This window comes from Kitasatospora sp. NPDC003701 (genome assembly GCF_053587085.1).
In genome coordinates this window covers 179,255-192,085 of sequence record NZ_JBSFNM010000005.1, presented here as the reverse complement: position 1 = coordinate 192,085, position 12,831 = coordinate 179,255, and the positions used below count along the sequence as shown (strand labels likewise).

At 73.4% G+C, this 12,831-nt stretch carries 7 protein-coding genes; 6 read left to right on the top strand and 1 reads right to left on the bottom strand.

What is annotated here, in order from left to right; translation table 11 throughout:
* From mreD to rodA, 3 genes are read left to right on the top strand one after another with little or no spacing between them, the layout of a single operon-like run.
* Nucleotides 1-642 carry a rod shape-determining protein MreD gene (mreD, locus tag ACWDRR_RS07255; RefSeq protein WP_449771182.1) on the top strand — a complete coding sequence of 214 codons (642 nt, stop codon included), beginning with the start codon at nt 1-3 and terminating at the stop codon, nt 640-642.
* A 53-nt stretch (nt 643-695) separates the two neighbouring features.
* Nucleotides 696-2,957, top strand: a complete 2,262-nt coding sequence (gene mrdA / locus ACWDRR_RS07250; protein ID WP_449771181.1) for a penicillin-binding protein 2 — start codon at nt 696-698, stop codon at nt 2,955-2,957.
* A complete protein-coding gene (rodA, locus tag ACWDRR_RS07245; RefSeq protein ID WP_449771180.1) occupies nt 2,954-4,153 on the top strand; it encodes a rod shape-determining protein RodA in 1,200 nt (399 codons plus the stop codon). Before mrdA ends, rodA begins: the two co-directional genes overlap by 4 nt.
* A 137-nt stretch (nt 4,154-4,290) precedes the next feature.
* Here rodA and ACWDRR_RS07240 read toward each other — a convergent pair whose 3' ends face one another.
* Complete coding sequence (locus ACWDRR_RS07240) at nt 4,291-5,589, bottom strand: M14 family zinc carboxypeptidase (RefSeq protein ID WP_449771179.1); 1,299 nt, start codon at nt 5,587-5,589, stop codon at nt 4,291-4,293.
* Nucleotides 5,590-5,867: 278 nt separating this feature from the next.
* On the opposite strand from ACWDRR_RS07240, the gene ACWDRR_RS07235 reads away from it, so the two are divergent.
* The 3 genes from ACWDRR_RS07235 to ACWDRR_RS07225 all read left to right on the top strand — a co-directional run bounded on the left by ACWDRR_RS07235 (nt 5,868) and on the right by ACWDRR_RS07225 (nt 12,809).
* Nucleotides 5,868-7,793, top strand: coding sequence for a TIGR03960 family B12-binding radical SAM protein (locus ACWDRR_RS07235; RefSeq protein ID WP_449771178.1), 1,926 nt, complete (start codon nt 5,868-5,870; stop codon nt 7,791-7,793).
* Between the two features lie 222 nt (nt 7,794-8,015).
* Nucleotides 8,016-8,816 carry a TIGR03936 family radical SAM-associated protein gene (locus ACWDRR_RS07230; RefSeq protein ID WP_449771177.1) on the top strand — a complete coding sequence of 267 codons (801 nt, stop codon included), beginning with the start codon at nt 8,016-8,018 and terminating at the stop codon, nt 8,814-8,816.
* 396 nt (nt 8,817-9,212) lie between these two features.
* Nucleotides 9,213-12,809 carry an Rne/Rng family ribonuclease gene (locus ACWDRR_RS07225; RefSeq protein WP_449771176.1) on the top strand — a complete coding sequence of 1,199 codons (3,597 nt, stop codon included), beginning with the start codon at nt 9,213-9,215 and terminating at the stop codon, nt 12,807-12,809.
* The last annotated feature ends 22 nt before the right edge of the window (nt 12,810-12,831 follow it).

Below are 12,831 nucleotides of genomic sequence, written 5' to 3'. Positions count from 1 at the left end.
ATGCGCCTCGCCCGCATCCCCGTCACCGCCGTCCTCGTCCTGCTCGGCCTGATCCTCCAGGTCAGCGTCTTCGGGCGCCTCCAACTCCCGGGCGCCACACCGGACATACTGCTCCTCGTGGTGGTCGGACTGGCCATGGTCTACGGGCCGACCGGCGGCTGCCTGGTGGGCTTCGCCGCCGGACTGCTGGCCGATCTCGCGCCGCCGTCCGACCACGCGATCGGCCGCTACGCGCTGGTGCTCTGCCTGATGGGCTACGCCGCGGGGCTGCTGCGCCCCGACCACGGCCGGCAGCGCTCGGTCTCCAGCGCGCTGCTGGTGGTGGCCGCCGCGGCGGTCGCCTCCACCCTGCTGTACGCGATGGTCGGCGCCCTGGTCGGCGACACCGCCGCCCGCCACGTCGGCCTCGGCAGCCTGGTGCTCACCGCGCTGCTGTACGACCTGCTGCTGGCGCCGTTCGTCGTCCCGGTGGTGATGCTGATCGGCCGCCGCTTCGGGCGTGACCCGGTGGCCGCCGCGGCCGGCGACGACGAGGGCGGCCCCGGACTGGGCACGCTGTCCCGCTACCGCACCACCCGTGAGGCGTCGTCCGGGCCGTCCTACAAGAAGCGGCGCTCGCTCGGCTTCGCCAAGCGGCCGTAGCCCCCGGCCCCGCCCATGAATCCCGGAACCCCGCACTCTGGAGCGCACGAGACGTGAGCAACATCCCCGAGACCGGCCGCACCCGGCGGGTGACGATCCGTCTGGTGGTTCTGCAGATCCTCGTGCTGTCGCTGCTCGCCACCCTCGGCGGCCGGCTCTGGTACCTGCAGATCCGCAACGCCAGCGTCTACACGGCCAAGGCGACCGGCAACCACATCCGCGAGGTGGTCGAGCCGGCCGTGCGCGGCGAGATCCTCGACGCCTCGGGCCGCATCCTGGCCGGCAACGAGACCCGGCTGGTGGTCTCGGTCAGCCGCACCTCGCTGCTGCAGCAGAAGGACGCCGGCAAGGCGGTGCTGGGCCGGCTCGCCGAGGTGCTCGGCATGCCGGCCAAGGACGTCCAGGAGAAGGTCCGGCTGTGCGACGCCAAGACGCCGCAGCCCTGCTGGAACGGCTCGCCGTACCAGCCGATCCCGGTCACCAAGGAGGCGACCACCCAGCAGGCGCTGCAGATAATGGAGCGCCGCGAGGACTTCCCCGGGGTCACCGCGCAGCCCACCGCCGTGCGCCACTACACCGGCGTCGAGGGCGCCAACATGGCCCAGGTGCTCGGCTACCTCTCGCCGGTGACGGACGAGGAGGTCAGCAAGACCGCCGACAAGGCCGGCCTGGACCGCTACCTGCCGGCCGACCAGATCGGCCGCGCCGGGCTGGAGTCGGTGTACGACCGCGATCTGCGCGGGACGGCCGGGATCACCAAGCTGGAGGTGGACAACCTCGGCCGGGTGATCGGCAACGCCGGCATCGTCGAGCCGCAGACCGGCAACAACCTGGTGACCAGCGTCGACGCCCGGGTGCAGAAGGTGGTCGAGGACAACCTGCTGCAGGCGATGAACGACGCCAGGAAGACCTTCGACAAGGTGACCAACCGCAACTACGAGGCCGACTCCGGCGCCGCCGTCGTCATGGACGTGCACACCGGGCGGATCGTGGCGATGGCCAGCGCGCCGACGTACGACCCCAACCTCTGGCAGGGCGGCATCTCGGGCAAGGACTACCAGGCGCTGACCAGCAAGGACTCCAACTTCCCGCTGCTGAACCGGGCCATACAGGGTCAGTCCGCCCCCGGCTCGACCTTCAAGGTCATCTCCACCACCGCCGCCGTGCAGGCCGGCTACTCGCTGGACGGCACGTACCCGTGCCCGAAGAGCCTGACCATCGGCGGCCGTGAGTTCAAGAACTTCGAGAGCGAGAACTTCGGTTCGATCACGCTGGAGAAGGCGCTGGAGGTCTCCTGCGACACCGTCTTCTACGGGCTGGCGTACGACCAGTGGATGAAGGACGGCGGCATCAAGCCGAAGAAGGACACCGCGGACTGGTTCTACAAGACCGCGCACCAGTTCGGCCTCGGTGCCAAGACCGGCATCGACCTGCCCAGCGAGGTCCCCGGCCGGGTGCCGGACCGGCAGTGGAAGCAGTCCTTCTACGACAACAACAAGGACGCCTGGTGCCGGCAGGCGGAGAAGGGCGGCAACACCTTCTCCGACCAGATCGCCCGGGAGAACTGCGTCGACGGCTACCAGATGCGCGCCGGTGACTCGGTCAACTTCGCGATCGGCCAGGGCGACACCCTCGTCACCCCGATCCAGATGGCCCGGATCTACTCCGCGCTCGCCAACGGCGGCACGTTCTACCGGCCGACCGTCGCCAAGGCGGTGATAAGCCCGAGCGGGGAGCTCGTCCGCGAGATCGCCCCGCACGAGGACGCCAAGTTCCCCGGCGACCAGAAGCTGCTGAGCTACATCGACCAGGCCACCGCGGGCGTCGTCACCGGCGGTACCGCCGCCTGGAAGTTCACCGGCGCCGGCTGGCCGCAGGGCAAGATCGAGCTGCACGCCAAGACCGGCACCGCCGAGGTCGAGGGCAAGCAGACCACCTCGTGGCTGACCACCTACAGCGACGACTACGCGGTCGTGATGACGATAAGCCAAGGCGGCACCGGTTCCGGCGGCTCCGGCGACGCGATCCGCCGGATCTACCAGGCGCTGTACGGCGTGGACGACAAGGGCAACATCGACACCGGCAAGGCGCTGCTGCCCAAGCCGCAGGCCGAGCTGCCGAAGTTCAACCCGGACGGCACCGCCATCCTCAAGCCGGCCGGCTACACCGCCGCCGACGGGGGCCAGGGCGTGACCGGCGGCTCGCCGCGGGTCTTCCTGGACCCGGCGCAGCCGGCCGGCCCGCCCATCGCGCTCACCGCGGTGGACGCCCACGCCGTCGAGCCCAACCGGAGCACCGGAAGGAGCCGGGCATGACCTCCTACGGCTCGTACCGCCAGCTGCGGCTCGCCCCGCAGCGCAGCGGGGTCTCCAAGGCCCTCGCCAAGGACTCCCCGCTCTGGCGGATCGACTGGATACTGCTGCTGGCCGCCATGGTGCTGTCGCTGGGCAGCTCGCTGCTGGTCTGGTCGGCCACCCGGGGGCGGGACTCGCTCACCCACGGCGACCCGCAGTACTTCCTGTTCCGCCACCTCACCAACGTGGTGATCGGACTGGTGCTGTGCGCGGTGGTGATAGGGATAGGGAGCCGGCGGTTCCGCACGGTGGTGCCCTTCCTGTACGTCGCGGTGATCCTGCTGCTGATGGCCACGCTGAGCCCGCTCGGCTCGACCATCAACGGCCAGCACTCCTGGATCCAGCTCGGCGGGGGCTTCTCCGTCCAGCCGGCCGAGTTCGCCAAGCTGGCGATCGTGCTGGCGATGGCCGTGGTGCTGTCCGACCAGGTGGACGCGGGGGAGCGGGAGTTCCCCTCGCACCGGGCGGTGTTCCGCGGGCTGGTCTGGGCCACGCTGCCGATGGCGGTCGTGATGCTGATGCCGGACGCCGGTTCGGTGATGGTGATGGCCGTCATCGTGCTGGGCATCCTGCTGGCCTCCGGAGCGGCCAACCGCTGGGTGTTCGGACTGATCCTGGCCGGGGTCGGCGGCTGTGTGGCGATCTGGAAGCTCGGGGTGCTGAGCAAGTACCAGATCGACCGGTTCGCGGCCTTCGCCAACCCGGCGCTGGACCCGTCCGGGGTGGGCTACAACACCGCCCAGGCCCGGATCGCGATCGGCTCGGGCGGGCTCACCGGCAAGGGCCTGTTCCACGGGACGCAGACCACCGGGCAGTTCGTGCCGGAGCAGCAGACCGACTTCGTCTTCACGGTGGCCGGTGAGGAGCTGGGCTTCCTCGGCGCGATGGCGATCATCGTGCTGCTGGGCGTGGTGCTCTGGCGGGCCTGCCGGATCGCCCGGCACGCGACCGACCTGTACGGCACCATCGTGGCCGCCGGGGTGGTGGCCTGGTTCGCCTTCCAGGGCTTCGAGAACATAGGGATGTGCCTGGGCATCATGCCGGTGGCCGGCATCCCGCTGCCGTTCGTCTCCTACGGAGGGTCGTCGATGTTCTCGACCTGGGTGGCGATCGGGCTGTTGCAGGCGGTGCAGAGCCAGCGGCCGATAGCGGCCTGAGCGTACGGGTGTGCCGGCGGGGCCGGTCCGGAGTCACCCTCCGGACCGGCCCCGCCGCGTTCCTCCGCTCCCCGCCGCCGCTCCCCGCCGCCGGTCCCTGCCCCGGCCCCTGCCACCTGTCTCCGCTTCCGGTCCGGTCACCGGCGGGGCAGGCACGCGGCCGCCGCGAGCACGGCGCGGGTCTGGTGGGCGGTCTGGACCTCCACCGGCACCCAGCGGGCGCCGAAGCGGTGGCGCAGCTGGTCCAGGCTCCCGGCGACGATCCCCTGCGCGCGCTCGCGGGCCGCGTCCACCGCCGGGCCGCCGGTGTCCGCCAGCAGGCGCAGCAGCACCGAGGCCACCCGCAGCGGGATCCGCGCGGCGGCCAGCCCGGCGGTGGTCACCCGGGAGACGGTGAGCGGCTGGGCGCACCACTGCTCCAGCCACTCGTCGGCGACCGGCGGGCAGACCGCCAGCGTGAACTCGGCGGCGCGCACCAGCGGGCCGTACGCCCGGCGGGTGTGCGGCGGGACGTGGACGAGCAGGCCGGACAGCTCCTCGGCGCGCTCCCGCAGGGCCCGGGCGGCGGCGGCGACCGCCTGCCGGACGGCCGGGTGCGGGCGGGCGTCCCCGACCGGGTCGACGGCCCACATCGGCACCTCCAGGACGGCCGTCACCCCGCCGTGGCGGCCGGCGTACGACCAGGTGGAGAGCTCGGGCTCGTCCGGGAGCGCCCGCGAGAGGCCGGTGCCGCCGGGCGCGGGCATCAGGTACGTCCCGGGTGCGGGGCTGGCCCAGCCGACCGCGTCGTAGGAGTCGACGTCCAGCGGGATGCCGCCGCGCTCCGCCGAGCGGCCGAAGCGCTCGGACAGGCCCGGGACGGGGCCGGTGAGCTGGACGAAGGCGCCGCCGAAGTCCACCCCGTGCAGCGAGCACTGGAGGAACGGCCGCAGCTCGTCGATCAGGCCGGTCAGCGCCAGGCTCTCCGGCATCGGCGCGCGGTCGGCGTCGGCGGGCGGCAGCAGCTCGGGCTGCTCCTCGAAGGACGGCCGGTAGAAGTGCTCGTAGTGGCGGCGCATGGTGAGCGGACCCTCCAGCCAGCCGGCGTTGAGCGCGGCGCCGTCCGGGTCCAGGCAGGGCAGGATGTGCCAGGAGACGCCCGGGCGGGGCGGGCGGTCCAGCAGCCGCTCGGCCAGCCGCAGGGCGCTGGCGACGCCGACCGGTTCGTTGGGGTGCGGACCGCCGACCACCAGGACGGCGTCCGGGCCCTCGTCGACGGAGAGCAGCAGCAGCGGGCGCCCGGCCCGGGAGCGGCCCACCTCCCGCAGTCGGCAGCGGTCCGGGTGGCGCCAGGCGAGCCGCCGGGCCGCCGCCTCGGCGCGGGCCACCGTGGGGTAGCGGTCCGCCTGCTCGGGCGCGGGGTGGCAGTGCGGCACCCGCCGGCCGGTGTCGGTCATGTCCGGAGGCCGGTGTCGGTGCCGTCGTGCATGGTCAACTTCCTTGTCCCGATGGCGTGCAGGGCCTCCCGGCGGAGCCCTGCCAGTAGCGCATGGGCCGTCCGGGGCTGTCAACAACCGGTCTGCCGGGTTCCGGGAAGCCGGCCGGGGGCCCGCGGCCGGCCGGACCCTCCCCGGATTCGGCTACCCTTGAGGGTCACCCCTCCCAGCCGTCGCCCACCACCCCGACCGGGTCCGATGCGAGCGACACCTCTCAACGTCGTAAGGGTTCCTAGTACATGACTGTCGAATCGGTCTTCCCACGCCTGGAGGCCCTCCTCCCGCACGTCCAGAAGCCGATCCAGTACGTCGGCGGCGAGCTCAACTCGACCGTCAAGGACTGGGACGCCTGCGACGTCCGCTGGGCGCTGATGTACCCCGACGCCTACGAGGTCGGCCTGCCGAACCAGGGCGTCATGATCCTCTACGAGGTGCTCAACGAGCGCGAGGGCGTGCTGGCCGAGCGCACCTACAGCGTCTGGCCGGACCTCGAGGCGCTGATGCGCGAGCACGGCGTCCCGCAGTTCACCGTGGACGCGCACCGGCCGGTCAAGGCCTTCGACGTGTTCGGGCTCTCGTTCTCCACCGAGCTCGGCTACACCAACATGCTGGCCGCGCTCGACCTGGCCGGCATCCCGCTGGAGGCCCGCGACCGGACCGAGGACGACCCGATCGTGCTGGCCGGCGGCCACGCCGCGTTCAACCCGGAGCCGATCGCCGACTTCGTCGACTGCGTGGTGGTGGGCGACGGCGAGCAGGCCGTGCTGGACATCACCGGCCTCGTCCGCGGTTGGAAGGAGGAGGGCCGCCCGGGCGGCCGCGAGGAGCTGCTGCTGCGCCTGGCGCGCACCGGCGGCGTCTACGTGCCCCGGTTCTACGACGTGGAGTACCTGGCCGACGGCCGGATCGCCCGTGTGGTGCCGAACGCGCCGGGCGTGCCGTGGCGGGTCTCGAAGCACACCGTCATGGACCTCGACGAGTGGCCCTACCCCAAGCAGCCGCTCGTCCCGCTCGCCGAGACCGTGCACGAGCGGATGTCCGTGGAGATCTTCCGCGGCTGCACCCGCGGCTGCCGTTTCTGCCAGGCCGGCATGATCACGCGCCCCGTGCGGGAGCGAAGCATCACCGGCATCGGCGAGATGGTGGAGCGCGGGCTGAAGGCCACCGGGTTCGAGGAGGTCGGCCTGCTGTCGCTGTCCAGCGCCGACCACACCGAGATCGGTGACGTCGCCAAGGGCCTGGCCGACCGCTACGCCGAGGACAAGATCGGCCTGTCGCTGCCGTCCACCCGGGTCGACGCCTTCAACATCGACCTCGCCAACGAGCTCAGCCGCAACGGGCGCCGCTCGGGCCTCACCTTCGCCCCCGAGGGCGGCAGTGAGCGCATGCGCAAGGTGATCAACAAGATGGTGTCGGAGGAGGACCTCATCCGCACCGTCTCCACCGCGTACGGCAACGGCTGGCGTCAGGTGAAGCTGTACTTCATGTGCGGCCTGCCCACCGAGACCGACGAGGACGTGCTCCAGATCGGCGAGATGGCGAAGAACGTCATCCAGAAGGGCCGCGAGGTCACCGGCCAGAACGACATCCGCTGCACCGTCTCCATCGGCGGGTTCGTGCCCAAGCCGCACACCCCGTTCCAGTGGGCCCCGCAGCTGTCCGCCGAGGACACCGACGCCCGCCTGGCCAAGCTGCGCGACTCCATCCGCGGCGACCGCAAGTACGGCAAGAACATCGGCTACCGCTACCACGACGGCAAGCCCGGCATCGTCGAGGGGCTGCTCTCCCGCGGCGACCGCCGGATCGGCGCCGTCATCCGGGCGGTCTACGACGACGGCGGCCGTTTCGACGGCTGGCGCGAGCACTTCTCCTACGACCGCTGGATGGCCTCGGCCGAGAAGGGCCTGGCCGGCACCGGCGTCGACGTCGACTGGTACACCACCCGCGAGCGCACCTACGAGGAGGTGCTGCCCTGGGACCACCTGGACAGCGGCCTCGACAAGGACTGGCTCTGGGAGGACTGGCAGGACGCCCTCGAAGAGGTCGAGGTCGAGGACTGCCGCTGGACCCCGTGCTTCGACTGCGGCGTCTGCCCGCAGATGGACACGTCCATCCAGATCGGCCCGACGGGCAAGAAGCTCCTGCCGCTGACGGTCGTCAAGTAGCACGCGGCACGCCATGCGGGGACCCCGGCCGGACGCTCCGGCCGGGGTTTCGCGCATCCGCGCTGACCAGGGGCGGAGCGAAGGGGGTGCGCGGGCGCGTACCCTTTGAGTGACAGAGTCCGGAGGGTGGCGCGTTGGTGCCACGCCGGACGGGGACAACTGACTAAGGACTGAGCGACCCTGGCACGCCGTACGCCCGACGGTCCTCCGCCCGCGCCGACGGTGCAGCGGATCCGTCTCCGCTACACCAAGCGCGGCCGGCTCCGCTTCACCAGCCACCGCGACTTCCAGCGCGCCTTCGAGCGCGCCCTGCGCCGGTCCGCCGTGCCGATGGCCTATTCGGCCGGCTTCACGCCGCACCCCAAGGTGTCCTACGCCAACGCCGCTCCCACCGGAGTGGCGAGCGAGGCGGAGTACCTGGAGATCGGCCTGGCGGCCTTCCGCGACCCGGAGGAGCTGCGCGCGCAGCTGGACGAGTCGCTGCCGAACGGCCTCGACATCATCGACGCGGTCGAGGTCCGGACGCCGAACTTCGTGGAGCGCCTGGAGGCCTCCGAGTGGCAGGTCCGGCTGGACGGTGTCACCGGGCAGGAGGCGGCCCGCGCGGCCGCCGCCTTCCTCGCCGAGGAGCGGGTCGAGGTCGAACGCCTCACCAAGAACGGCGTGCGCGTCTTCGACGCGCGCGGCGCGGTGGCGGCGCTGGAAATCCTCTCGCCGCAGGTCGACAGCGGTGCGGACACGGAGGGCGAAGGGGCCCGCGATGTTCGGACCGGCCGCGCCTGTGCGATACTGCGCCTGGTAGTACGACACGCCACACCCGCCGTACGACCCGACGACGTATTGTCCGGTCTCCGTGCGACGGCTGACCTGGCGCCGCCGGTCCCCGCAGAGGTGACCAGGCTGGCGCAGGGGCCGCTCGACGAGGAGACCGGCACGGTGACCGACCCGCTGGCGCTCGACCGCGCCGCGGCCCCGGCCGGCCCTGTGGCCGCCGGCGAGCCGCGCGCAACCGCGTCCGCCTAGCGGGCGGAGGCCTGGTCCAGTGCCTCACTGGACCCGTTGGTCCTCCAGGCCCCCGCGGCTCCCCAGGGGAGCGAGCGTCGTCGAAGCACAGGCCGGCCTCTTGCGGCCCGCCGACCCGGATGGTCGGTGGGCCCGAGGACCCCGTCCGGGAGCCACCCGGGGTTGGGGGACGGCGCAGCTTGGGAAAACCTCAGAAGACTGGTCAGACCAGAAGACTTTCGACACCCCGCCGCGTGCGGGGCGCCGAGCGAGACTACGAGCCCCTGTGCGGCCTCGCGTCCGCACGGCGGCACCAGGAAAGGGTCCGGCCCGAGCATCCTCGTGATGCCGGCCGGCCACCGGTGCCCTGCCGTGCCCGGATACGGAGCCCGGGGGCCTGACGGGAGATCCACCCGCATGCTCGATAACACCGATCCGCAGCAGACTGCGGCAACGGAACCGAACGAGAACACCGTCGCCACCGGCGACGGAACCACCGGCGAGGGCGCGTCCGCCGCGCCGCCGCGCCGCCGCCGCAGGGCGGTGTCCCGCCCCGCGGGCACCCCGCAGGGTGCGGCCGCCGACACCGCCGAGACGGTGATCGCGGCCGAGGCGCCGGCCGCCGAGGCCCCCGCGGAGGCGCCGGCCGCCGAGCCGGTCGCCGAGAAGCCGGTCCGGGCCCGCCGGACCCGCAAGCGCGCCGAGGCGCCCGCCGGGGCGCCGGAGGCCACCCCGATCGTCGTCACCGCACCGGCCGTCGCCGAGGCGCCGGCCGCCGAGGCCCCCGCCGTGGAGGCGCCGGCCGCCGAGCCGGTCGCCGAGAAGCCCGTCCGGGCCCGCCGGGCCCGCAAGCGTGCCGAGGCGCCGGTGAGCGCGCCCGCCGCTGCCGAGGCACCCGTCGAGACCCCTGCCGAGGCTCCGGCCGAGGCGCCCGCCGCCGAGGCCGCCCCGGTCGAGGAGGCCCCGGCCGCACCGGCCCGCCGCCCCCGCCGCCGCCGCGTGGTCGAGGCCGCGCCGGTCGTCGAGGAGACCCCGGTCGAGGAGCCCGCCGCCGAGGAGGAGCCCGCCGAGGAGGAGGCCGCGCCCGTCGCGCCCGCCGCCGAGCCGGAGCCCGCCCCGGCCCCCGCGCCGGTCGCCGAGGCCGAGCCGACCCACCGGGTGCGCCGCCGTGCGGTCCGCCCGTCCACCGCCATCTTCCAGGCCCCGGTCTTCCAGGAGCCGGCGCCCTACACCGCGGCGTCGGCCCCGGCCCCGGCCGCCGCCCCGGCTGCCGCGGCCGCTCCGGTCGAGACCCCGGCCCCGGCCGAGGCCCCCGCCGTGAAGACGTCGGAGGAGGACGAGTACGAGTACAGCGGCGTCGGCCGCCGTCGTCGTACCCGCACCCAGGTGCGGGTGCAGACCCCGGGCCGCCGCAAGTCCGGCGGCGCCGCCGCCGCGCCCGCCGCCGCTCCCGTCGCCCCCGCCGCTCCGGTGGTCGAGGCCCCGGTCCAGGCGCCCGCCGTCGTCGCGGCTCCGGCCGCCGTCGAGGCCCCCGCCGCCGGCCCCGAGGCCGAGGACGAGTGGGAGGACGGCCGTCCGTCGCGCCGCCGCCGCCGGGGTGGCCGTCGCCGCCGTCGTGGCGAGGCCGAGGAGTTCGAGGCCGAGGCCGTCGAGACCGAGCAGCCCGTCCAGGAGCCGGCCGCCGTCGAGGACGAGGAGGACGAGGACGACGACGAGCTGTCCGCCGGCCTGGCCTCCTCCCGCCGCCGTCGCCGTCGCCGCCGTCGCAGCGGTGAGGCCGGTGCGACCGAGGCCGCCGAGACCACCGAGGACGGCGTCCGCACGGTGGTGAAGGTGCGCGAGCCGCGCCGCCGCTCCACCGAGCCGTCGTTCGACCCGGACGAGGTGCAGTCCATCAAGGGCTCCACCCGTCTGGAGGCCAAGAAGCAGCGCCGCCGCGAGGGCCGCGAGCTGGGCCGCCGCCGGGTGCCGATCATCACCGAGGCCGAGTTCCTGGCCCGCCGCGAGTCGGTCGAGCGCGTCATGGTGGTGCGCCAGAACGGCCAGCGCACCCAGATCGGCGTCCTCGAGGACGGCGTGCTGGTCGAGCACTACGTCAACAAGGAGCAGGCCACCTCGTACGTCGGCAACGTCTACCTGGGCAAGGTCCAGAACGTGCTGCCGTCGATGGAGGCCGCCTTCGTCGACATCGGCAAGGGCCGCAACGCGGTGCTGTACGCCGGTGAGGTGAACTTCGGCTCGCTGGGCGGCCACGGTGGCCCGCGCCGGATCGAGTCGGTGCTGAAGTCCGGCCAGTCCGTCCTGGTGCAGGTCTCCAAGGACCCGATCGGCCACAAGGGCGCCCGCCTGACCAGCCAGATCTCGCTGCCCGGCCGCTACCTGGTGTACGTGCCCGAGGGCTCGATGACCGGGATCTCGCGCAAGCTGCCCGAGAACGAGCGGGCCCGCCTGAAGCAGATCCTGAAGAAGATCGTCCCGGACGACGCGGGCGTCATCGTGCGCACCGCCGCCGAGGGGGCCTCCGAGGAGGAGCTGACCCGCGACGTCCAGCGCCTCCAGCAGCAGTGGGAGGAGATCCAGAAGAAGGCCGCGACCGGCAACGCCCCCGCGCTGCTCTACGGCGAGCCGGACATGACCGTCCGGGTCGTCCGCGACATCTTCAACGAGGACTTCACCAAGGTCATCGTCTCCGGCACCGAGGCGTGGAACACCATCCACGACTACGTCTCCAACGTGGCCCCCGACCTGGCCGAGCGCCTGCAGCGGTGGACCTCCGAGGTGGACGTGTTCGCCACCTACCGGATCGACGAGCAGCTGATGAAGGCGCTGGACCGCAAGGTCTGGCTGCCCAGCGGCGGTTCGCTGGTGATCGACCGCACCGAGGCGATGGTCGTCATCGACGTCAACACCGGCAAGTTCGTCGGTCAGGGCGGCAACCTCGAAGAGACCGTCACCCGCAACAACATCGAGGCGGCCGAGGAGATCGTGCGCCAGCTGCGGCTGCGCGACCTCGGCGGCATCATCGTGATCGACTTCATCGACATGGTGCTGGAGTCCAACCGGGACCTGGTGCTGCGCCGCCTGCTGGAGTGCCTGGGCCGGGACCGGACCAAGCACCAGGTGGCCGAGGTCACCTCGCTGGGCCTGGTCCAGATGACCCGCAAGCGGGTCGGCCAGGGCCTGCTGGAGTCGTTCTCCGAGCCGTGCGTCCACTGCAACGGGCGCGGCGTGATCGTGCACATGGAGCAGCCGAGCACCCACGTCCACACCGGTGGCGGCCAGGCCGTCGCGGCGGGCGAGGCCGGCTCGGGCAGCGGCAAGCGCCGGCGCCGGGGCAAGGGCGGCGCCGCCCAGGACGAGGCGCAGGCCGCGATCGAGGCCGGCACCGAGGTGCTGGAGCACGAGGAGGTCGAGGGCCAGCTCGCGATCGAGGTGCCGGTGGCCGAGGTCGAGGCCGAGGCCGAGGTCGTCGTCGAGCCGGTGACCGAGCCGGCGGCCGTCGAGGAGACGGCCCAGCCGAGCCTGGTCGAGATCCCCGCCGCCACGGCGGCGCCGGCCGGCCGCACCCGCCGCCGGGCGGTGCGCAAGGCGACGGCTCCGGCCGGCGCTCCGGCCGAGGCCGAGATCGTGGTGCTGCAGGCCCGTGCCGACGCGGCGCTGCAGGCGGCCTTCGCGGCCGCCGAGACGCCCGGGGAGACCCCGGCCGAGGCGCCCGCGGAAGCCGTCGTCGAGACGCCCGCCGAGGCCTCTGCCGAGGCGCCCGCCGCGGCCGGGCCGGTGGCCGAGGAGACCGAGGCGGCTCCCGCCGAGGCCGCCGCGACCGAGGAGCCCGCCGACGAGGCGCCGGCCCCGAAGAAGCGGGCCGCGCGCAAGACCGCGGCGAAGAAGACGGCCGCCAAGAAGACCACGGCGGCCGCCGCGAAGAAGACCACCGCCCGCAAGACCGCCACCAAGCGGACGAGCGCGGCGGCCAAGAAGGCCGCGGCCGCCGAGGGTGATTCGGCAGCCGAGTAGTGCCCCGGTCCGGGGCGGGCGC